The sequence below is a fragment of the Pseudomonas sp. LAP_36 genome, from assembly GCF_019456785.1.
Taxonomy (GTDB): Bacteria; Pseudomonadota; Gammaproteobacteria; order Pseudomonadales; family Pseudomonadaceae; genus Aquipseudomonas; species Aquipseudomonas tritici.
The window spans coordinates 861,226-884,215 of record NZ_JAHZMS010000002.1 but is presented as its reverse complement, the minus strand read 5'-3'; the positions used below and the strand labels follow the sequence as shown (position 1 = coordinate 884,215).

Here is a 22,990-nt window from a genome sequence, read left to right as displayed (position 1 = left end):
TGCAGCTCCATTTACATGCGAAACACGCCGAAGCGGCTCGGCTCGATGGGGGCGTTCAGCGAGGCGGACAAGGCCAGGGCCAGCACGTCGCGGGTCTGCAACGGGTCGATGACACCGTCGTCCCACAGGCGCGCGCTGGAATAGTAGGGGTGGCCCTGGGTTTCGTACTGGTCGAGGATTGGCTGCTTGATCGCGGCTTCTTCTTCGGCGCTGAAAGCAACGCCCGCGCGTTCAGCCTGCTCACGTTTAACCTGCACCAGCACGCCGGCCGCCTGTTCGGCCCCCATCACGCCAATGCGTGCATTCGGCCACATCCACAAGAAACGCGGGTCATAGGCACGGCCGCACATACCATAGTTACCGGCACCAAAGCTGCCACCGATGATCACTGTGAACTTCGGCACCTTGGCGCAGGCCACTGCGGTGACCAGCTTGGCGCCGTGTTTGGCAATGCCGCCAGCTTCGTATTTCTGCCCGACCATAAAGCCGGTGATGTTCTGCAGGAACAGCAGGGGAATGCCGCGCTGACAGGCCAACTCGATAAAGTGCGCGCCTTTTTGCGCTGCTTCGGCAAACAGAATCCCGTTGTTGGCCAGGATCGCCATCGGGTAGCCGTGCAGGTGCGCAAAGCCGCACACCAGCGTGGTACCAAACAATGCTTTGAACTCATCGAACACTGAGCCGTCGACCAGCCGTGCGATCACTTCGCGCACGTCAAAGGGTTGCTTGGCGTCGGCCGGAATCACACCGTAAAGCTCTTCGCAGCTGTACAGCGGTGCTACGGGCGTGCGCTGCAACAGTTCGCCCTGCTTGCGCCAGTTGAGGTTGGACACGCTGCGTCGGGCCAGCGCCAGGGCGTGTTCATCGCTGTCGGCGTAGTGGTCGGCCACACCAGAGATCTTGCAGTGCACATCGGCACCGCCGAGGTCTTCGGCGCTGACGACTTCACCGGTAGCAGCCTTCACTAAAGGCGGTCCGGCGAGGAATATCGTCGCCTGGTTGCGCACCATGATTGCCTCGTCCGCCATCGCCGGCACATAAGCACCGCCGGCGGTGCATGAGCCCATCACCACGGCAATCTGCGGGATGCCTTGGGCACTCATATTGGCTTGGTTGAAGAAGATCCGCCCGAAGTGCTCGCGGTCCGGAAACACTTCATCCTGACGTGGCAGGTTGGCGCCGCCGGAGTCCACCAGGTAAATGCACGGCAGGCGATTCTGCTCGGCGATAGTCTGTGCACGCAGGTGCTTTTTTACAGTGAGGGGGTAGTAGGAGCCACCTTTCACGGTGGCATCATTGGCGACGATCATGCATTCGACGCCTTCCACGCGGCCGATCCCGGCAATCACGCCAGCGGCGGGTACATCTTCGCCATACACCTGATAAGCGGCCAATTGGCTGAGCTCAAGAAACGGCGAGCCTGGGTCGAGAAGACGGTTGATGCGCTCGCGTGGCAGCAATTTGCCGCGCGACGTGTGCCGCTCCTGAGCCTTGGCGCCGCCGCCTTGCTGCACATCGGCGAGCAGGCTGTGCAGGGCGTCGACCTGTTGGCGCATCGCCGCGCTGTTGGCGGCGAACTCCGCCGAGCGTGGGTTGAGCTGGGTGTGCAAGGTGGCCATGGTGCGCTCCTTCAGCGGGTTTCGTTGAAGAGTTCGCGACCGATCAGCATCCGGCGGATCTCACTGGTACCGGCGCCGATTTCGTACAGCTTGGCATCGCGCAACAGCCGCCCGGCAGGGAATTCGTTGATGTAGCCGTTGCCACCGAGAATCTGGATCGCATCGAGGGCCATTTGTGTGGCGCGTTCGGCGCTGTAGAGGATCACCCCGGCCGCATCCTTGCGCGTGGTTTCGCCACGTTCGCAGGCTTGGGCTACCGCGTAGAGATAGGCGCGGCTGGCGTTGAGTTGGGTGTACATGTCGGCGACCTTGCCCTGGATCAGTTGGAATTCGCCGATGCTCTGGCCAAACTGCTTGCGGTCGTGGATGTAAGGCACGATGAGGTCCATGCAGGCCTGCATGATCCCGGTGGGGCCACCGGAGAGCACCACGCGTTCGTAGTCCAGGCCGCTCATCAGCACTTTCACGCCGCCATTGAGTACACCGAGGATGTTCTCTTCGGGCACTTCCACGTCATCGAAAAACAGTTCGCAGGTGTTGGAGCCGCGCATGCCCAGCTTGTCGAACTTGTTGCTGCGGCTGAAGCCTTTCCAATCGCGCTCGACGATAAACGCGGTGATGCCGTGGGCGCCTTTTTCCAGGTCGGTCTTGGCGTAGATCACGTAGGTGCTGGCGTCGGGGCCATTGGTGATCCAGGTCTTGCTGCCGTTGAGCACGTAATGATCGCCGCGCTTGTCCGCGCGCAGTTTCATCGAGACCACATCGGAGCCGGCGTTCGGCTCACTCATGGCTAACGCGCCGACGTGTTCGCCGCTGATGAGTTTGGGCAGGTACTTGAGTTTTTGTTCATGGCTGCCGTTGCGGTTGATCTGGTTCACGCACAGGTTGGAGTGCGCGCCATAGGACAAGGCCACCGACGCCGAACCGCGGCTGATTTCTTCCATGGCCACCACGTGCGCCAGATAACCGAGGCCGGCGCCGCCGTACTCTTCCGGCACAGTAATGCCTAGCAGGCCCATGTCGCCGAACTTGCGCCACAGGTCGGCGGGGAACAGGTTGTCGATATCGATCTGTGCCGCACGGGGCGCGATTTCCTTGCCCACGAACGACTGCACCTGGTCGCGCAGCATGTCGATGGTTTCACCGAGGGCGAAGTTCAGGGACGGGTAACTCATGGACAGGCACCTTAATGTGAGCTTTGTTTTTGTGTGGATGGCGCGCCAGGGAAGGGCGCTCACCTTTACGTTAACGTAAGCTTGCGTTAAGGCGCTGTCAATCGTAGTTTACGTTTACGTCAACCTACAAAAAAGACAACAGGGGTCGTTATGGATCAATCGAATCAGAGCTACAGCCGTGGCGTTCAGGACAAGACCTTGCTGGCCATGACGATTGGCCAGGCCTTTGATCGCACCGTTGCACAGTTTCCCGATGGCGAGGCTCTGGTGGTGCGCCATCAACAGCAGCGCTACACCTGGCAGCAACTGGCCCACGCCGTGGATTTACATGCCCGCGCATTCCTCGCACTGGGCATGCAGATCGGTGATCGCCTGGGTATCTGGGCACCCAATTGCGCCGAGTGGTGTATCAGCCAGATCGCCAGTGCCAAGCTGGGTGTGATTCTGGTCAATATCAATCCGGCGTACCGCAGCAGTGAATTGGAGTACGTGCTCAAGCAGTCCGGTTGCCAGTGGCTGGTATGCGCCGGGTCGTTCAAGACGTCCGATTACCACGCGATGCTCCAGGAATTGAAGCCCGAGCTGCGCTGCATTATCAGCCTCGACCCCAGTCCGCCCACGGGATTCTTGCCCTGGTCGCAGTTGGCCGCGCTCGGCGCTGGCATCGCGCCCGAACAATTGCACAACCGCCAGGCCAGCCTGCACTTCGACCAAGCCGTGAATATCCAGTACACCTCCGGCACCACCGGCTTCCCCAAGGGCGCGACCCTCAGTCATCACAATATCCTCAATAACGGCTATATGGTCGGCGAAAGCCTGGGTTTAACCGCGCAGGATCGCCTGGTGATCCCGGTGCCGCTGTATCACTGCTTTGGCATGGTGATGGGCAACCTGGGTTGCATCACCCACGGCACCACCATGATCTACCCCAATGACGGCTTCGACCCGCTGCTGACCCTCACTGCCGTCGCCGAAGAGCGCGCCACCGGCTTGTACGGCGTGCCGACCATGTTTATCAGCATGCTCGATCACCCACGTCTCGGCGACTTCGAGCTGTCTACCTTGCGCACCGGCATCATGGCCGGTGCGACGTGCCCCATCGAAGTGATGCGCCGGGTCATCAACGAGATGCACATGAGTGAGGTGCAGATTGCCTACGGCATGACCGAAACCAGCCCGGTGTCCCTGCAAACCGGCGCGGATGATGACCTGGAACGTCGCGTCACCACGGTCGGCCGCACCCAGCCGCAGCTGGAAAACAAGATCATCGACGCTGACGGCAATACCGTCGCGCGCGGTGAAATCGGCGAGTTATGCACCCGTGGCTACAGCGTGATGCTTGGCTACTGGAACAACCCCGACGCCACCCGCGAAGCCATTGATGACGCCGGCTGGATGCACACCGGCGACCTGGCGAGCATGGACGCCCACGGCTACGTGTGCATCGCCGGGCGCAACAAGGACATGATCATTCGCGGTGGAGAGAACGTGTACCCGCGTGAGTTGGAGGAGTTTTTCTTCACCCATCCGGCGGTGGCGGATGTGCAAGTGATCGGTATTCCGGATGAGCGTTACGGTGAAGCCATCGTGGCCTGGGTCAAGTTTCATCCAGGCCATGTGGCCAATGAATTGGAACTGCACACCTGGTGCAAGGGGCGCATCGCGCATTTCAAGACGCCCAAGCATTTCAAGATCGTGGAGGAGTTTCCAATGACGGTCACGGGCAAGGTTCAGAAATTCCGCATGCGCGAGATCAGCATCGAGGAGTTGCGCGACGACGCCTGAAGCGGGGTGCATGTCTACTGCTGCGCGCGCCAGCGCGGTGCCTAAAGTGGCGCACGACTTCGCCACTTGACGGCCATACCGATGACACACCGCACGATTGATCCCCCGACGCGCCCTCTTCAGGACGAGCACAGTCCACATGGACGGCTTATCAAGGACAACACACCTGACTGGTACACCGATGCGCTGGATCAGCGCAAAACCGAACTGGCCTCGTTGGCACTGAACATCCCGGATTGGTACAAAAAGGCCCCGGCGGCTGCGCGCGATCGCATGAGCACGATCCACTCACGCAGCAGGACGTCCTTGAACCAACTCGATCAGATGTTCAGTGAACTGAAGGGACCGGCAGAGTACGCCGAGCCGTTGTTGGTGGCAGCGATCGAGAAAACGTTCGGGCAGAGGTTGGATACCAGAAAAGCGTTTTATGCCCGCAAGCTGACCCAGCTGGAATGCGAGTCCGCCCCCAGAGAAGTCTCGATTTCCCACGCCAGCACATTGGCCCCGCAATTCTATTTTTACAAAGGCATCAGCTTGCTGGAGGCTGCGCTGAACAACTTCACCTCGCAAGAGGCAAGTGATCCGGTTTGCCAGGACTGCCACTTGATCACCTATTACAACTTTTACCAATATCCAAGCGACAAGCTTCATTCGCCAGGTAACGTCCAGTCACTCCCAGTGCGTATCAAGCCTCATGAGTTCGCCAAACTGTGTCGGGAACTCGATCTGGGGAGCTCCTACTACGAGTACGTGCGCACCTTTCTCAACAATCATATTCGGACCACCACCACGCCGGCGGGAGTTGGCAAGCTGTACAGCACCCTGGTTACCAGCCATCGGAACCAGTTGAAACTGGCCGCTGAGATTGCCTTGATGAAGGGGGACATCGGCGCTGATCACCACCAGTTGATCAACGATCTGTTAATAGATCAGGCAGACCGCAAATGGGACGGCGAAGTGGTGAAGTTTTCGCCGTTGCGGTTACTCAATTTTGTGATCGAGAACATCCTGGTCATCGGTCCGGTCGTGTGGCGGACAAATGTGAGGAGTGCAGAGCTCGTGCCCCGACCATGCCTGGTATACATTCCCGGCGATCCACTCCATCCACTCAAGGTCTATGACCATGTTGCGGCCTTTACCGACGAGCTGACGACGCGTTTGTGTCATGTCGAATACCGCACATTCTTCAGCCAGTTCGTGCCACTTGCCGATCAGGATGGTTTTTTTACACAGTTGAAGACACTGCTGGATCCGGGGGCGGTATACGCCCACGATCAGGATTTTGCCCCGGCGCAAAAAAGCCGGATCCATCGTCAGGGAACCTATGCGTCGCCGTGGCGAGACGTCTGGATGGACTGCGCGATGCAGCGCATACGGCTGATCATGAGCAATGCCCGCACCAGTGTGGTGTCCACCCAGGATGTCGACGATCGGGTTTACAAAGCCTGGCTCTGGTCGTTCGGCAGCAAAGCGCTGGATATTCTCAATCTTGCCTCTTTCGTGGTGCCTTTCCTGGGAGAGGTGATGCTGGTCGTTGCCGCCGCGCAAGTGCTCTACGAGGTAGGTGAAGGGATTGATGCCTGGTCCCAGGACGATGCCCAAGCGGTTTGGGCACATTTTTCGGCGGTGGGTTTCAATCTGGCGGGGCTGGCGCTGCCCAAAGTGTTGGAGACAGCGAAAAATACGGCGTTCATCAAGCGACTGGTGCATGTGGAACTCGGAGGGCGACCGCGTTTGTATGATTTCCAGCCGAGGTCATATCTGCATCAAATTGCGTTGCCCGACGGACAACGGCCAAACGCGCTAGGGCTCTATGTGCACGAAGCAGGTCTCTACTTGCCGGCAAAGGGGGGTGGTCATTACAAGGTCAAAGCCAGCGGTACCGATAACGAATTCAGGTTTGTGCACCCTGAGGGTGATACCCGCTATGCGCCACGTGTGCGACATAACGGCGAAGGTGCTTGGGTGCATGAGTTCGAACAACCGTTGACGTGGGATCGCCAAACCCTGTTGCGTCGCATGGGGCATACGGTCGATCACCTTAGCGATAGTCAGCTCGAGCAGGCGAGGGCGATCAGTGGCGTCACAGATGACGAGTTGCGTCGGGTGTTCATCGAGCACCGGCCGCCTGCGCCACTCCTCAAAGATATGCTGCGGCGGTTTGAATGCGCCGCTAAATACCAGTCATTTATTGATCGGTTGAGCCACTCAGACCCTTGGTTTTTTAGCCAGGTCGATTGGTTCACACAAGTCCAGTTGTTGCTCGAGTGTGGGATGTGGCCCGAGTCGCGCGTGTTGGTGGCGCTGGATGCTGAGGGCAATCAGGTGTGGTGTTCAGCTGTTCCGAGTGATTCGTCCTCGGTCGTCACGCTTGGGCATGAGGAACTGAAAAGTGGCCGCCTCTTTTCGTCATTCAGGGAGCAGTTGACGGAGCCCGAAATTCGCCACTTACTGGGCGAAAAAAAGATGACGCAAGAGGCGGTATCAACGCTGTTCCTAAGGACCCGAGACGTTTCATCCGAGACTTCGTCCTCCGCGATCGAAGAACGTGACGATGGAGATACTGATCCGCTGATGCAGTATTTGCGTACACATTATGCGAGGGTGGTGAGGTACCGGGATTGCTTGCTTGAGGCGGCCTATAGCACCAAAGTCAAGCTGTTCAACCGGGAGATATCAGCCGGTGATGTATCCAGTGACGCGAACGTAAAACTGATCCAGCGCGACTTTCCGGGTCTGCCTAAACTGGCCGCCGAAGAAATAGTCAGCCATGCCACTAGTCAGGAACTGACAAGCATGCAGGCCGGGTCACGTTTGCCTTTACGCCTGGCCGAGGAAGCGCGTGTTTACTGGCAGAAGGCGCGAGTCATGCGGGCACACGCTGATCTTCTGTTCGACAACCAATTCACGTTGGACGTCGTACGGCTGGCCTTGCACAAGATGGCCTCGCTGCCCGGACTTCTGGAAGGGGTGTCTGTTGAGCTACGCGAGGGCGCTTACGATGGTCCTCTGCTGGACCGGGTGGGCGATACGAGCGCGCCCAGGCAACTGCGTCTTATCCATACCGACCTGAAGGAGTGGAAACTCTGCAGCGGCCCGGAAAAAGCAGAGTACTGGCGCAGTGATGAAGGCGCGTTCTTTAACGCGCTCTGGATGGCAAGCAGTGGCAAGTTCACAGGGTGGGCCGAATTCAATAGGGCTGCCCAACGCTTGAAGATGCAGATTGCGCAACAGCCGCTGAGCGAGCTGGCGAGCCGGCGCGCACTTGGCTTGAAAACAATCAAACCCGGTTTCAAATCACCCATGCGTCTGGCTGACGGGCGCATAGGGTATCCACTCAGCCCGGTGGGCGGCGCTGGCGAGCGTCCGTCTGTTTGTACGATGAAAGCAATGTCGCTGTACCCGTCGAAGTCCATGGCAGAGGTCGAGGTCATGCTCGACCTTCAAGGCGCTGGCGACGCTGTACTTCTGGCGAAGTTGACCCAACTCGAAGCTGAGCTTGCAGACTTGGACACGGCGCTGGCCCGGTGGCAGCAGGAGGGCGGATCGGGTTATGCAAGCGCCAGGCGCAGAGTGTCGGGCACCATCAAGGCTGCCTGGCGTAGAAGTTCTGCGCAGGCATTGGCTGGGGATCAGACGCCGATCGGCCATGTACTGGACTTGTCGCATGAAGTGATTGGCGAATTGCCTGCGATAACCGCAAATATGGATCACGTGGGCAGCCTGGTTCTACGTCGAATGGCGCTTTCAGACAGCTCACTGCCTTTTCTGAACGCATTCGGCGGCTTGCGCTGGCTGGACATGCGAGAGAACAACCTGACGCAACTGCCAGATTTCGCTAATGGCGGGTCCGGGCTGACTAAACTCTATTTGAGTGGAAACGATATCCAGTTGACCGAATCGAGCCGCCTGCGTCTGGAGAGAATGCAGAGCCTGAAGATTCTGAATCTCAGCGATAATCGTCGCCTGGGATGGCAGGCCGACCTGCGCCGCCTGCGCAATTTGAACCAGCTTTATCTTTCGGATACCGGCACGGAGACCTTTCCTATCGGCGCCGAACAACTACCTCAACTGGCCCGCGTCGATCTGCACACCAATCGGATCACGACGTTACCTGAATACGCTTATCAGCATCCGGACCGCATCATCGTGCACGACAATCCATTGTCGGCGGCTACCCTGGCGCGGCTGGGTGAGCCTTTCAACGCGGCGCATTTGGGGGAGCACATCACGGTCGACGAAGCGCGCGGCTTGTGGCTGGGAGCGTTGTCGGCCAGCGAATCAGCCCGGCGCGGCGGGATCTGGGACGAACTCAGGGCCCATCCTGAGTCAGCCGCTTTTTTTACCGTGGTGTCCGATACTACTCGCAGCGCGGAATTCAGCAGTGATGTGACGCGCCCGGTACTGGCGCAGCGCGTGTGGAACATGCTCGAGGCCGCAAGCGAAAGCCAGGCTATCCGAGCGTCGTTATTTGCAGCTGCCGATGATCGAGTCACCTGTGGCGACGGCAGTTCGGTCGAATTCATGAATCTTGAGAGTGAATTGCTGGGGGCGAGGGCACTCGAGTTGGCAGGCGTTGAGAGCGAAGAGGGCGCCTTGGTATCCACGGGCAGAAAGTTGTTTCGTCTAGCGTTGGTAGACGCCATTGCCGAACGGGATGTCGCGGCGAGAGGACCCGGGTTTACCGAGCAGGTTGAAGTCATTCTGGCTTATCGCACCCGGCTTGCGGTATCGCTGGATTTGCCGGTCCAATCCCGGGACATGTTGTTTGCGCAACAGGCCGCTGTGAGTCAAACGGATATCGATAATGCGGGCGCAGAGGTGCAAAGAGAAATGCGCAATGCGGCTAAAGAGGCGGACTTTTTTATCGGGCGCCTGTTCTGGGATAAGCACCTGCGCACCCGATACCCTCAGGAACTTGAGGCGTTAATGAAGCCGGACCTGGTTCTGATAGACGAAAAGAGCACTGCGCTGTTCGATATTTCGGATTTGCAAGGCGAGCAAGACGCCGCTGTAGATCCAGCCACAAAAGCACTGTGGCAGACAAAACATGATGAGGCAGTCGACCGGTTGGCGCGCCTGTTGAGTATGCGCAGGGATCAAATCCTGGTGAACGGCTCGATGCAAAGCGTGTTTTTTGAGCGTGAACTCAAGCAGCTAGGGGCTGAGCGGCAGGCGCTGGAACAACGAGCGCTGCACACCTTGACGCGGCGGGTGTTCAACAACTTCGCGGCCTCAGGTGGGACCGCCCTGTAATCGCACGGTGCAGAAAGCACAAAGGGGACCCTAGGGTCCCCTTTAATTTGTCGTTGCGTGCTCTTTTTTATTATTGAGGGGCGGTCTATTGTTGTTTTTGGCAACCGTTACCCTTTACCGCTGTTTTTGGCGACCCCCATTCGGGGTCAAGAGCAAACGTATTTTTTTGAGCGCTGATCTGCTTCTTCGTTATCGATCCAACCAGTGGGTAGCTACCTGAGGTAGTTTTATTTTTCTCTAACCGGTTGCGGGTTTCGGCACGCCGTACCCTGCAAAGCACATCTTCTCCAAAAAAATCTGTTAGCTGCGTCTCTGCCGTGTTGTTTTTGTTATGTCAGAGTCGTTTCGTCTTATTTTTATTAGGTTTGGCGCTTTTTATTCTTGTTATGCCATAGAGATAGCAGAAGCCGTGCCAACTTTGTAAATCCCTTTAAAATCAATGGTTTGATTTTTTTGTGGGAGGTGGCCTACGGCAAATACGACAAAATATGTTCCCGTGTTACTCGTTGTGTAGGTGTGCGGTAACACATTGTCACGGCTACGCTACTCAACTGGCGTTGCCTGCCTTGGCCACGCGCGACCCTGTCGGTCGGCCCAGCACGTTGCTGATTTGCTGGCCCGCACGAATCAACGCCTCCAGGTCTATACCGGTCTCGATGCCCAATCCGTTGAGCAGGTACACCACATCTTCGGTGGCAACGTTACCGCTGGCGCCTTTGGCATAGGGGCAGCCGCCAAGGCCCGCGATAGAGCTGTCGAACACGGTGATCCCTTCCAATAGGCTGGCGTAGATATTCGCAACGGCCTGGCCATAGGTGTCATGGAAGTGCCCGGCCAACTTTTCTCGTGGCACGTGGGCGCCGACCACCTCGAACAGTCGCCGCGTCGCGCCCGCCGTACCGGTGCCGATGGTGTCGCCCAGGGACACTTCATAGCAGCCCATGGCATACAACTCGCGCGCGACCATCGCCACCTGTTCCGGCGCTATCTCGCCCTCATACGGGCAACCCAGTACGCACGAGACATAACCACGCACGCTGATCCCATGTTGCTTGGCCGCGGCCATGATCGGCGCGAAGCGTTCCAGGCTTTCGTTGATGGAGCAGTTGATATTGCGCTGGGAGAACGCCTCGGACGCCGCCGCAAACACCGCTACTTCCTTGACGCCGGCCGCCAACGCGTCTTCAAAACCACGCAGGTTCGGCGCCAGGGCACCATAGGTCACGCCAGCTTTACGCTGAATCTGTGCAAACACCTCGGCAGAACCGGCCATCTGCGGCACCCATTTGGGCGATACAAAACTGCCGACCTCGATATAGCTCAAGCCCGCAGCGCTGAGGGCGTCCACCAGTTGAACCTTGTCCGCCACGCTGATGGGTTGGGCTTCGTTCTGCAAACCGTCGCGCGGGCCGACTTCCACCAGGCGTACGTGTAAGGGGAGGGACATGGCAGTTACCTTCTGATCAATGGCCAACCTGGCTCATGGTGTGGGCCAGGGCCTGGGTGCAGCGCTCTTCGGCGGTGTCCAGCTCCAGCTTCATTTGTTCGATATCCAGCAGTTGCTGTTCCAACTGTTCACGGCGCTCGGCGATCTTGGCCAGCATGCTGTTGAGTTGGATGTGGTTGCCGCCGGAGGGGTCGTAGAGCTCGATCAGTTCGCGGCATTCGGCCAGGGAAAAACCGATGCGCTTGCCACGCAGGATCAGCTTGAGGCTGACCTTGTCGCGCGCCGAGTAGATGCGCTCCTGGCCCCGGCGTTCCGGGGCCAGCAGGCCTTGTTCTTCGTAGAAGCGAATGGCGCGTGTGGTGATGTCGAGCTCGCGGGCGAGGTCGGAGATGCTGTAGGTCGTGCTCATGGGTGTGCCCGAGAAGATGTCTTGGGCGCTAAGCTAATGGCTGCTTGACGTTAACGTCAAGGGGCGCGCTCTTGTAGTGAGCGCGCTTGCCCCGCGCTGGGTGGCGAAGCCGCCCCAAACCGGGCGACCTGGGTGTATCTGGGACTCGGTGGTGTCTCGTCTAGGGCGGCTTCGCCACCCAGCGCGGGCGGTGCGACGATTCGACAAGCCCGCTCACTACAGTCAGGCTTGTTTTCCATCCAACTTCTTCTCATGGGCCGTCACCTGCTGGCACAACTCGATCATCTGCTCGCGCATCCAACGGTTCGCCGGGTCTTGATCGGTGCTTTCGTGCCAGTACAGGTGGGTTTCCACCGGCGGCACATCGTTGACCGGCAGGTTGAACCAGTGCAGTTCGTGGCGGCGGGCGAAGCGTTCGGGCACGGTCATGACCATGTCGGTCTGCTGCAACACTTGCGAGGCCATCAGGTAGTGCTGGGAGCGCAGGGCGATCTTGCGCTGGATGCCCATTTTGCCCAGTGCCAGGTCAACGTGGCCCAAGCCGTTGCGGCGGCTGGAGATATGGATGTGGGTCAGCGCCAGGTAGTCATCCAGCGTCAGCTTGTCTTTGCCAGCCATGGGATGACCCTTGCGCATGGCGCACACATAGCGGTCTTCCATCAGCTTGACGTGGCGCACCTGGGGGTCGGTGTTGAGCGGCGCATCCACGGCAAAGTCCAGGCGCCCGGCGGCCAATTCCTTGGTGGTCTCGCGGCGTTTGGACAGGAAACTCTCGATCACCACCGTCGGCGCCAGGCGGCGCAAGCGCTGGAACAGCGGCGGCAGAATCACCGCCTCGGTGAGGTCGGTCATGCTGATGCGGTAGGTCTTGGCCGCCTGCTGCGGGTTGAAAATCCGGCTTTCCTGCACCGACACCCGCAGCAACGACAATGCATTACGCACGGGGCCGATGATGTTCTGCGCCATCGGCGTGGGCACCATGCCTTGGGCAGTACGCACGAACAGCGGGTCGTTGAAGGTCTCGCGCAGGCGTGCCAGAGCGTTGGACACCGCCGGTTGGGTGATGCCGACAATCTGCCCGGCGCGGGTCAGGTTGGCTTCGGTGTAGATCGCGTCAAAGACGATAAACAGGTTGAGGTCGACCTTGCTCAGATTCATTGGGTTGCGCTCTTATTGTTAGGGTGCCGATAGGCCGATCATATATCGGTGATGAATGTTAATACACGCCGAGAATAGGCTAGGTAAATTATCAACGCTGTTCTAGCATCGATTGCATGACCTAAACAACCTCTCAGAGAAGGGAGCTGCTCATGGATTTCGCTTATTCGCCCAAGGTTCAGGAACTGCGTGAACGCGTCACTGCATTCATGGATGCTTACGTTTACCCGGCCGAGCCGGTGTTCGAACGCCAGGTCAGCGAAGGTGATCGCTGGCAGCCCACGGCAATCATGGAAGAGCTGAAGGCCCGCGCCAAAGCCGAAGGCCTGTGGAACCTGTTCCTGCCGGAATCCGAACTGGGCGCTGGCCTCACCAACCTTGAATACGCGCCGCTGGCCGAAATCATGGGTCGCTCACTGTTGGGCCCGGAGCCGTTCAACTGCTCCGCCCCTGATACCGGCAATATGGAAGTGTTGGTGCGCTACGCCAACGAAGCGCAAAAACAACGCTGGTTGGCGCCGCTGCTGCGTGGTGAAATTCGCTCAGCCTTCGCCATGACCGAACCGGACGTAGCGTCTTCGGACGCCACCAACATGGCTGCCCGCGCCGAGCGCCAGGGCGACGAATGGGTGATCAACGGCAAGAAATGGTGGACCTCCGGCGCCTGCGACCCGCGCTGCAAGATCCTGATCTTCATGGGCCTGAGCAACCCGGATGCGCCGCGCCATCAGCAGCACTCGATGATCCTGGTGCCGGTGGACACCCCCGGCGTGAAGATCGTGCGCCCGCTGCCAGTGTTCGGCTACGACGACGCGCCCCATGGGCATGCTGAAGTGCTGTTCGACAATGTGCGCGTGCCCTATGAAAACGTGCTGCTCGGCGAAGGCCGTGGTTTTGAGATTGCCCAAGGCCGCCTTGGCCCAGGCCGTATCCACCACTGCATGCGCTCCGTCGGCATGGCTGAGCGTGCACTGGAGTTGATGTGCAAACGCTCCGTCAGCCGCACCGCGTTCGGCAAGCCGCTGGCCCGTTTGGGCGGCAATATCGACAAGATCGCCGACTCACGCATGGAGATCGACATGGCGCGCCTGCTGACCTTGAAGGCGGCGTACATGATGGACACTGTGGGCAATAAGGTCGCGAAAAGTGAAATCGCCCAGATCAAAGTGGTCGCGCCGAATGTGGCCTTGAAGGTGATTGACCGTGCGATCCAGATCCACGGCGGCGCGGGCGTCTCCAACGACTTCCCGCTGGCCTATATGTACGCCATGCAACGTACGCTGCGATTGGCGGATGGGCCGGACGAAGTGCACCGCGCCGCGATTGGCAAGTTTGAGATTGGCAAGTATGTGCCTAAAGAGTTAATGCGCAGCGGGCAGTAACACCGCGTCGCCTGCATTCGCGAGCAAGCCCGGCTCCCACATTCGACCGAGTTTTTAAGGAGAACACGGTCTAATGTGGGAGCCGGGCTTGCCCGCGATGAGGCCAGTCTGAACAACCCAAAACCCAAGGTTCAGTACACCCAAACCTCCACCCGCCGATTCTTGATCCTGCCTTCATCCGCCGTATTTGCGGCCACCGGCATCTGTGCCCCAAACCCACGAATATCGCGCAATACCACACCGTTCTTCACCAGCTCCCGACGCACCGCCATCGCCCTCAACTTAGATAACAACGCCGCCCGTTGCGGGTCATTCTTGGCATCACCAAACCCCACCAATGTCACCTGCTTATCCAGCTTGTCGTGGCTTTTCAGATACGCCACCACCCGTTGCAAATCCTGGCGCGCCTTGTTGTCCAGGCTGGCACTGCCTTCTTCGAAGCGAAAATTCACGGTCAAACGCTGAGCGTCACGCGCGATGGCCTGATAGTCCTCGGGCATCGACGCGCGCGGCTCGACGGCGATCGCCTGTACCTGCTGCGCGATAAACCCGTTGGCCGCCACAATCGCCTGGCCCTTGCTGCTCTGGGTAAAGTCCACCAGTGCCTTGGCCCACGGGTTATGACCCGATGGCGGCAGGTAGAAAAACAACCGTCGCGACAGCGGGTAATCCTCGGTGGCAATCAGGCTGTTCAGCGGCAACATGGGGTGCGAGTCGCCATCCACAATCGCCACCGCCTTCGCCTGACGCACATAAGGCAGGCCGATAAAACCGATGCCCTGAGGGTCCTGGCTGACCGCGTCGGACAGCTGTTCGCTGGACTCGAAGCGTTTGGCACCTGCGCCGAGCGGCTTGCCACGCAAGCGCAGCACCAGTTCCTTGAAGGTGTCGTAGGTGCCGGACTGATCATCGCGCGCATACAAATGAATCGGCCCGCCGATGCCGCCTAATGCTTCCCACGTGCTGATTTCGCCATTGAAGATCTGCGCCAGTTGCTCGGTATTCAGGGTGTTCAACGGGTTTCGCGGGTTGAGGATGATGGCCAGCCCGTCGATGGCGATCACCTGTTCGGCTTCGGGGCTTTTCAGGTCGCCGAGGGGTTCGAGGTCGACCAGTTCGCTGTCCTTGATCGGACGGGACGAGGCTGCCAGGTCGGCCGTGGCTTTTTTCAGCGCCATGAAACCGGTGCTGGAGCCGTGGGCAGCGACCTCGATCGACACGGTCTTGCCTTGGCGCGTCTTGCCGGTCACGCGCTGTTCATTGTCACCTTGCGCCGGTTCAATGCGCACCGCCTGCAGGCCCTGATGTTCCATCAACCCCTTGGCCAGCGCGGGCCCCAGCGCCGCGCCAATGGTATTGGAACCCTGGATGCGTAATGCAGGGCCTTGATCGGGAGCGGGTAGGGGGGCGGAAGCAGCGTAGAGAGGAAAGAGTGCCAGCAGAAACAGAACGCGCAGCATCATGCCGGCACCTTCTTAAGCCAAAGGGAGTGCCGCGAGAATAAGTCAGGCCGGTTGCAGAAATATGACTGATAAGCCAGGGGTCCAGTTGTGGGAGCAGGCAAGCCAGCTCCCACGTTGAAGGGGGGTGTCAGCTCAATTCAAGCCAGATCGGCGCATGGTCGGACGGCTTCTCCAGCCCGCGCAGATCGTAATCCACGCCCGCATCCTTGACCCTTGGCAGCAAGCCATTGGACGCCAGGATCACGTCGATGCGCAGCCCGCGCTTGGGCTCATCTTCAAACCCACGGCTGCGGTAGTCGAACCAGCTGAAGCGGTCGGCCACGTCCGGGTTGAGGTGGCGGAAGCTGTCGACCAGGCCCCAGTTCTTCAGGCGGGCCATCCATTCGCGTTCTTCGGGCAGGAAACTGCACTTGCCGGTCTTGAGCCAGCGCTTGGCGTTGTCGGCGCCGATGCCGATGTCGCAGTCTTCCGGGGAAATATTCACGTCGCCCATCACTACCAGCGCCTGGTCATTGCGGAACTGGCTTTCCAGCAACTGTTGCAAGTCTTCATAGAAGCGTTGCTTGGCCGGGAACTTGGTCGGGTGGTCGCGGCTTTCGCCTTGAGGGAAGTAGCCATTCATGATGGTGACCGGTTGGCCGTTTTCGTCGGCGAAGGTGCCCCAGATAAACCGGCGCTGGGCGTCTTCTTCGTCGGTGGCAAAACCCTTGTGCAGGCTCAACGCCGGCAGGCGCGAGAGCAGCGCCACACCGTAATGGCCTTTTTGCCCGTGGTAGTACACGTGATAGCCAAGAGCTTGCACTTCGGCCAACGGGAACTGGTCGTCGTGGACTTTGGTTTCCTGCAGGCCGATCACATCCGGCTGGTGCTTCTCGATCAGCGCCGCCAGCTGATGAGGGCGGGCGCGCAGCCCGTTGATATTGAAGGAGACGATTTTCATGGTCGGCAGTCCAGTCCTGGCAAAAGGGCGATGCTAGCCGACAAGTCGGACGGGGGCCAGCGTGGCGGTAGGGCAGTTGCGCTGCTAATGTCTGGGAACGACTCGTGCTGCGTGGGTTCGTACCCATAAGAACGCCGCCTTCTGAGCGGTGCCCAGGGAGATTCACTGTATGCCAGACACTTCGACCGCCATTGGCGAAATCCGCTTGCTCAACAGCGGCTATTCCCGTGAGGCCCGTTCCCTGCTGTACCAGGCCTATCGGCATGAGCCAACATTTGCCTATATCTTTGAAGCGGAACGTTCAGGTTATGAGCAGCGAGTGCGCGCCACCGTGCGCGAACTGGTCAAGCAGCATTTCTTCCAGAAGCTTCCGGCCATCGGCCTGTTCGTCAATGACCGGCTCATCGGCATCGCCCTGATCGCTCCCCCGCAGCGGCGCCTGGGGATTACCGAGAGCTGGGCCTGGCAAATCCGTATGTGGCTGAGCACCGGCGTGCGCGGCACGCGGCGTTACCTCGACTACCACCATGCGGTGCTGGCGTGCCTGCCAAGTGAGTCGGTGCATGTGCTGCCGCTGCTGGGTATTCACCCGCAATTCCAGGGCAAACACTACGGCGAGCAGTTGCTTGAGGCGGTGCACAACTGGTGTGCCGACGACCCGCACTCATCCGGTGTGGTGCTGGACACCGGCAATTCGCGCTACTTGGATTTCTATAAGCGCCAGGGGTATGAAGAGATCGGTGAAGTCGCTGTAGGACCTGTCGTGGAGCACGTGTTTTTTCATCCCAACCCGCAGTCGTCACATGCTGCAACGGCTTGATGCAGAATTTTTCAGAATTTTCCGAGTTCTAAAGTGCTCTCCAGCTCGTGTAGCATCCGCGCCTATGAAGTTTCCAGGAAGATTTACCAGCGGCTTGATTCTGCTGTTCACAAGCTGCGGCGCGTTGGCGCAAAGCGAACTGGACGTGCGGATCAAGCCCTCAAACGATGCGTTGAAAGCCAACATCGAAGGCTACATCGGCGGGGTGGGCGATCGTGATGAAGAGGCCTTGCTGCGGTTCAGCCGTGGCGCCGAGGAGCAGGCGCGAAAAGCAGCCCAGGCCCTGGGCTTCTATCAGCCACAGATCGAAAGTGATGTGAAGGGCGGCAAGAACCCGCGCCTGATCCTCACCATCGACCCCGGCGAGCCGGTGCATTTGCGAGACGTGACCATACGGGTCGACGGCCAAGCCGCAGACCTCAAGGCCTTTCGCGTGCCCGTCAGCGACGACCTCAAATCCGGCGCCGTGCTCAACCACGGCCATTACGAAGATGCCAAGCGGCTGATCCAGAACCAGGCCTCGCGCTACGGTTTCTTCAGCGGGCGTTTTACCAAACAGAAGCTGTCGGTGGACCCGCAGGCGGGCGTCGCCGATATCGAACTCATCTATGACAGCGGCCCGCGCTACACCTTGGGCAAGGTGAGCTTTGCCGGCGACACGCCGTTTGACGAAGAGCTGCTGCAACGCATGGTGCCGTTCAAAAGCGGCACGCCCTACGATTCCGAATTGATCGCCGAACTCAACCAGAACCTGCAAGCCAGCGGCTTTTTCGAAGGCGTGCGCGTGGACGCTGCGCCGGCCGCCTCGACGGATGACATCATCCCGGTGGCTGTGCGCCTGGAGACCCGCAAGCCCCGCACCATGGGGCTGGGCCTTGGTTTTTCCACCGACGTTGGCCCGCGCGGCAAAGCCAACTGGACCCGTCACTGGGTCAACCCCCAGGGCCATAGCTATGGCTGGGAAGCCGAGCTGTCGGCGCCGCGACAGAACGTCGGCCTGTGGTACGACATTCCGCTCGACCCCCCGCTCACCGACAAACTGCGCTTCGCCGGTGGCTATCAGAACGAAGAAATCGCCAACACCGACACCGTGAGTAAATTGCTCACCCTCGGCCCCGAGTGGCATAGCAAGTTGCCCAGCGGCTGGACCCGGGTAATCTCGCTCAAGTATCAGCGTGAAGAATATCGCCTGGGCAACGACTCCGGCTTGAGTAACCTGGTGATGCCGGGGATCAGCTACTCCTACCTGCGCAGCGACAACCGCATTGACCCGCACCACGGCTACCGCCTGCAATTCGACACCAAGGTCGCCAAAGAGGGCTTGGGCTCCGACACCAACCTGCTTTACGGCACGGCCATGGTCAAGGGCCTGACCACCTTGTGGGACAACCACCGCTTTCTGGCCCGCGCCCAGGTCGGCGGCAGTGCCACCAACGGTTACAAATCGGTGCCGCCGTCGTTGCGCTTTTTTGCCGGTGGTGACCAGAGCGTGCGCGGTTATGAGTACCAGACGCTGTCGCCCGAGAACGACCGCGGCGACCGCATCGGTGGCCGCTACATGGTTGCCCTCAGCGCCGAGTATCAATATTCCATCGCCGAGAAATGGCGGATCGCGACGTTTATCGACCAAGGCAACTCGTTCAATTCCCTGGACCTGCCCAGCCTGAAAACCGGCGTCGGCGTCGGTATCCGCTGGGTCTCGCCGGTCGGCCCGATCCGCCTTGACCTGGCCCACGCCCTCGAAGATCCGGGCGGCGTTCGATTGCACTTTTCCATGGGGCCTGAGCTGTGATGCGTGGTGTGAAAAGAGCGGGGCTGGCCGTGGTTGCCATCCTCGCCGTGCTGTTATTGGCGCTGTGGGCGTTACTCGGCACCCAGGCCGGCAGCCGCTGGGCGTTGGCCCGCGTACCGGGTTTGAGCGTAGAGAATTTCCAGGGGCATTTGGGCGACCAGTGGAGCGCCGACCACCTGCTGTGGCAGCAAGACAGCAGCCGCGTCGAACTCCAGGCACCGACCGTGGATTGGTCGCCCGCCTGCCTGTTGCGCATGACGGTGTGCATCAATCGGTTGGACGTGGACCAGGTCAGCCTGCAATTTCCGCCGGGCACTGAGGAAAGCAGCGGTCCGATCCAGTTACCCGACCTGAAACTGCCGGTAGCGATCCAGTTGGGCGACGTTCGCGTCGGTCGCCTGCTGTTCAACGGCAGCGAAGAACTCAAGGGCCTGCAATTGGCGGCGCATTGGACGGCTGCCGGCCTGCAGATCGACTCTGTGCACCTGCAACGCGATGATCTGGTACTGGACTTGGCCGGCTTGCTGCAACCCACCGGCGATTGGCCGCTGACCGCGACTGGGAATGTAAGCCTGCCGTATGCGCCAGGTGGTGCACCTTGGGCGGTGGCGTTGAAGATTGATGGGGATTTGTTAAAGACGCTCAAGCTTGATGCAGACAGCAGCGGCTATCTGCCAGCCAAGCTCACGGGCGAACTGCAACCCTTGGCAGAAAACCTCCCGGCCCAATTGCACATCACCGCCGACGGTTTCAAGCCCAGCGCCGATCTACCGGACACCTTGCAACTCAACAAACTCGATCTCACCGCTAAAGGTGACTTGAAGCGCGGCTACCAATTGTTGGGCAAGGCCGTGCTCCCTGCGGAAAAAGGCCCGGTGGATGTGCTGCTGCAAGGCCGGGTTGACGCCAAGGGCGCGCAGATCGCCGGCCTGGACCTGAATGCCGGAGACAAGCAAAGCCTCAAGCTGACGGCCCAACTGGATTGGCAACAAGGCTTCAGCGCCGACGCCAGGATCGACTGGCTGGACTTCCCTTGGCATCGTCTCTATCCGGTTATCGACGAGCCGCAAGTCGCACTGCGTACCTTTAACGGTGAGGTCTCCTACAAAGACGGTAACTACCTGGGCAACCTCAAGGCCGACCTCGACGGCCCGGCGGGCAAGTTCAATGTGGTCACGCCGTTCAGTGGCGACCTCAAGCAAGTCTTCCTGCCCGAGCTGAAACTCACCGCCGGCCAAGGCAAGGCCGAAGGCCACTTGAACCTGCAATTCGCTGACGGCATCGCCTGGGACACCGCGCTCGACCTGTCGGCCCTGAACCCGGCGTACTGGGTTGCTGAACTGCCCGGCACCCTGGCCGGCCCCCTGCGCAGCAAGGGCGAGTTCAAGAACGAGCAGCTCAAGCTGAATGCCGACCTCGACCTCAAGGGTCGCCTGCGCGGGCAAACTGCCGTGCTGGCGGCCAAGGCCGAAGGCGCGGGCGAGCAGTGGACCCTGGCCAACCTGGATATCCGCCTGGGCGACAACCGCATCAACGGCAGCGGCAGCCTGCAACAACGCCTGGCTGGGCAGATCGATATCAAGCTGGCGCGCCTGGCCCAGCTGTGGCCGCAGTTGCGCGGGCAGGTTAATGGCCGACTCGACGTGGCCGGCAGCCTCAAGGCCCCCCAAGGCAAGCTCGGCCTCAAAGGCCAGCAATTGGCGTTCGCCGACAATCGCCTGCAAAGTCTTACCCTCGACGCCAGCCTCGATAACGCCCAGCGCGCCAGGATCGACCTCAAGGGCAGCGGCATTCAAAGCGGTGACACTCAGGTCGGCACCCTGACGGCCAGCGCCCAGGGCGATATCAAGAACCAGAAGGTCCAACTGGACCTGGCCGGCCCCTTGGTCAAGCTGGCCCTGGCGTTGGATGGCAACCTCGACAAAGGCAATTGGCGCGGGCGCCTCGCCAGTGGTGATGTGCAAGCGGGCGGCCAGGACTGGAAGCTGCAAGCACCAGCGAAGATCGAACGCATGGCCGATGGCAAGCTGACGTTTGCCGCACACTGCTGGGTCTCCGGCCCTGCCAGCCTGTGCGGCGAAGACCAGCGGCTGATGCCCGAGCCAAAGTTGCGCTACCACCTCAAGCAATTTCCCATCGACAGCCTGGCGGCGTTTTTGCCCAAGGATTTCGCCTGGAAGGGCAAGCTCAACGCCGACCTGCAGCTCGATCTGCCGGACAGCGGCCCCAAAGGCGTGGTTTCGGTTGACGCCAGCGGTGGCACCTTGCGCGTCAAGGACAAGGACCAGTGGCTGGATTTCCCCTATGACACGCTGAAGCTGGAAACCACGCTCAACCCCAAGCGTATCGACACCCAGCTGGACTTCCGTGGCGGCAAGCTCGGCGAGCTGATGGTGCAAGCGCAGATCAACCCGTTGCCGAAGAACAAACCGATCACGGGCACGTTCACCCTTGCCGGCCTGGACCTCGCGGTGGCGCGGCCGTTTGTGCCGATGGTGGAAACCCTCAGCGGCAAGCTCAATGGCAACGGGCGCATCTCCGGTGGCTTGTTGGCACCTCTGGTCAACGGCAGCGTGAACCTGGTGGGCGGTGAGATTTCCGGTCCGGAACTGCCCATTAGTCTGGAAGGCCTGAACGTGCAGGCGCTGATCGCCGGTGAAAGCGTGCAGCTCAACGGCGGCTGGCGCAGCGGCAAAGCCGGGCAGGGCAGCCTCAAAGGGCAGATCGACTGGGGCCAGGCCCTGGTGGTGGACCTCAGCCTGCAAGGCTCGCAGTTACCGGTCACGGTTGAACCTTATGCCGTGCTGGAAGTGGCGCCCGACCTGAAAATCACCCTCAAGAATGACAAGCTCGCCGTCGCCGGCAACGTGCACATCCCGCGAGGCGATATCATCGTGCGCGAGTTGCCACCGTCCACCGTGAAGGTCTCGGATGACACCGTGATCGTGGGCAGCCAGACCGAAGAGGGCAAGCCGCCGATGGCGATGGCCATGGACATCAACGTGGTGGTGGGTGAAGACAAGCTCAACTTCTCGGGCTTTGGCCTCACCGCCAAGGTGCAGGGCCAGGTGCACATCGGCGACAACCTCGACACCCGTGGCGAGCTGTGGCTCAACGATGGCCGCTACCGCGCCTACGGGCAGCGGCTCGATGTGCGGCGTGCACGGCTGCTGTTCGCCGGTCCGTTGGACCAGCCGTATCTCGATGTCGAAGCGATCCGCAAGACCGACGATGTCATCGCCGGTATCCGCCTGAGCGGCAGCGCCGAGCAGCCCACCACGCAAATCTTCTCCGAACCGGCCATGAGCCAGGAACAGGCGCTGTCCTACCTGGTGCTGGGCCGTCCGCTGAGCTCCACCGGTGAAGACAACAACATGCTTGCCCAGGCGGCGTTGGGCCTGGGGTTGATGGGCAGCGCCGGGGTGACCTCGGACCTTGCCACCAAGTTGGGCATCCAGGATTTCGACCTGGATACCCAGGGCAGCGGCAACAACACCGCCGTGGTCGCCAGCGGCAAAATCACCGAAAAGCTCAGCCTGCGTTACGGGGTAGGGGTGTTCGAACCGGCCAGTACCATCGCCTTGCGCTATTTGTTGAGCAAGAAGGTGTACCTGGAGGTGGCGAGTGGTGTGGCCAGTTCGTTGGATATCTTCTACAAACGCGATTTCTAAAACCCGGCACTGTTCAAAACGGTGGGAGCTGGCTTATGTGTGCGCTGGCTCCCACATTGTGTCTGCCTTCCAA

13 protein-coding genes are annotated in these 22,990 nt (G+C 60.1%); 6 read left to right on the top strand and 7 right to left on the bottom strand.

What is annotated here, in order from left to right:
* Positions 1-11 precede the first annotated feature (11 nt).
* Both JBO08_RS09695 and JBO08_RS09690 read right to left on the bottom strand, forming a co-directional pair.
* A complete protein-coding gene (locus JBO08_RS09695; RefSeq protein ID WP_065910973.1) occupies positions 12-1,619 on the bottom strand; it encodes a carboxyl transferase domain-containing protein in 1,608 nt (535 codons plus the stop codon).
* Between the two features lie 11 nt (positions 1,620-1,630).
* Positions 1,631-2,794, bottom strand: coding sequence for an isovaleryl-CoA dehydrogenase (locus JBO08_RS09690; protein ID WP_220075214.1), 1,164 nt, complete (start codon positions 2,792-2,794; stop codon positions 1,631-1,633).
* 150 nt (positions 2,795-2,944) lie between these two features.
* Between JBO08_RS09690 and JBO08_RS09685 the strand changes: the two genes are divergently transcribed.
* Both JBO08_RS09685 and JBO08_RS09680 read left to right on the top strand, forming a co-directional pair.
* Positions 2,945-4,579, top strand: a complete 1,635-nt coding sequence (locus JBO08_RS09685) for an AMP-binding protein (protein ID WP_220075215.1) — start codon at positions 2,945-2,947, stop codon at positions 4,577-4,579.
* A gap of 81 nt (positions 4,580-4,660) precedes the next feature.
* Positions 4,661-9,835: an NEL-type E3 ubiquitin ligase domain-containing protein gene (locus JBO08_RS09680; protein ID WP_220075216.1), complete on the top strand. Its 5,175-nt coding sequence runs from the start codon at positions 4,661-4,663 to the stop codon at positions 9,833-9,835.
* Between the two features lie 547 nt (positions 9,836-10,382).
* Here the strand turns inward: JBO08_RS09680 and JBO08_RS09675 are convergent.
* From JBO08_RS09675 to JBO08_RS09665, 3 genes are all read right to left on the bottom strand, one after another.
* Entirely contained in the window at positions 10,383-11,282 is a 900-nt protein-coding gene (locus JBO08_RS09675) for a hydroxymethylglutaryl-CoA lyase (RefSeq protein WP_065911059.1), read from the bottom strand.
* Positions 11,283-11,298: 16 nt separating this feature from the next.
* Complete coding sequence (locus tag JBO08_RS09670) at positions 11,299-11,691, bottom strand: MerR family DNA-binding transcriptional regulator (protein WP_065881821.1); 393 nt, start codon at positions 11,689-11,691, stop codon at positions 11,299-11,301.
* Positions 11,692-11,913: 222 nt separating this feature from the next.
* Positions 11,914-12,849, bottom strand: coding sequence for a LysR family transcriptional regulator (locus JBO08_RS09665; protein WP_049712614.1), 936 nt, complete (start codon positions 12,847-12,849; stop codon positions 11,914-11,916).
* A gap of 152 nt (positions 12,850-13,001) precedes the next feature.
* Here JBO08_RS09665 and JBO08_RS09660 point away from each other — a divergent pair, with 152 nt between their 5' ends.
* Positions 13,002-14,231, top strand: a complete 1,230-nt coding sequence (locus tag JBO08_RS09660) for an acyl-CoA dehydrogenase (RefSeq protein WP_065873461.1) — start codon at positions 13,002-13,004, stop codon at positions 14,229-14,231.
* A gap of 131 nt (positions 14,232-14,362) precedes the next feature.
* Here the strand turns inward: JBO08_RS09660 and JBO08_RS09655 are convergent, their stop codons facing one another.
* Positions 14,363-15,694, bottom strand: a complete 1,332-nt coding sequence (locus JBO08_RS09655) for a substrate-binding domain-containing protein (RefSeq protein WP_220075217.1) — start codon at positions 15,692-15,694, stop codon at positions 14,363-14,365.
* Between the two features lie 127 nt (positions 15,695-15,821).
* A complete protein-coding gene (gene xthA, locus JBO08_RS09650) occupies positions 15,822-16,634 on the bottom strand; it encodes an exodeoxyribonuclease III (protein WP_065873459.1) in 813 nt (270 codons plus the stop codon).
* A gap of 169 nt (positions 16,635-16,803) precedes the next feature.
* Here xthA and JBO08_RS09645 point away from each other — a divergent pair, with 169 nt between their 5' ends.
* The 3 genes from JBO08_RS09645 (at position 16,804) to JBO08_RS09635 (ending at position 22,917) form a co-directional block, all read left to right on the top strand.
* Positions 16,804-17,454 carry an N-acetyltransferase gene (locus JBO08_RS09645; protein WP_065873458.1) on the top strand — a complete coding sequence of 217 codons (651 nt, stop codon included), beginning with the start codon at positions 16,804-16,806 and terminating at the stop codon, positions 17,452-17,454.
* A gap of 64 nt (positions 17,455-17,518) precedes the next feature.
* Entirely contained in the window at positions 17,519-19,246 is a 1,728-nt protein-coding gene (locus JBO08_RS09640) for an autotransporter assembly complex family protein (protein WP_065881825.1), read from the top strand.
* The gene (locus JBO08_RS09635; protein ID WP_220075218.1) at positions 19,246-22,917 is read left to right on the top strand and encodes a translocation/assembly module TamB domain-containing protein; all 3,672 of its coding nucleotides are present in this window, start codon (positions 19,246-19,248) and stop codon (positions 22,915-22,917) included. Before JBO08_RS09640 ends, JBO08_RS09635 begins: the two co-directional genes overlap by 1 nt.
* Positions 22,918-22,990: the final 73 nt, after the last annotated feature.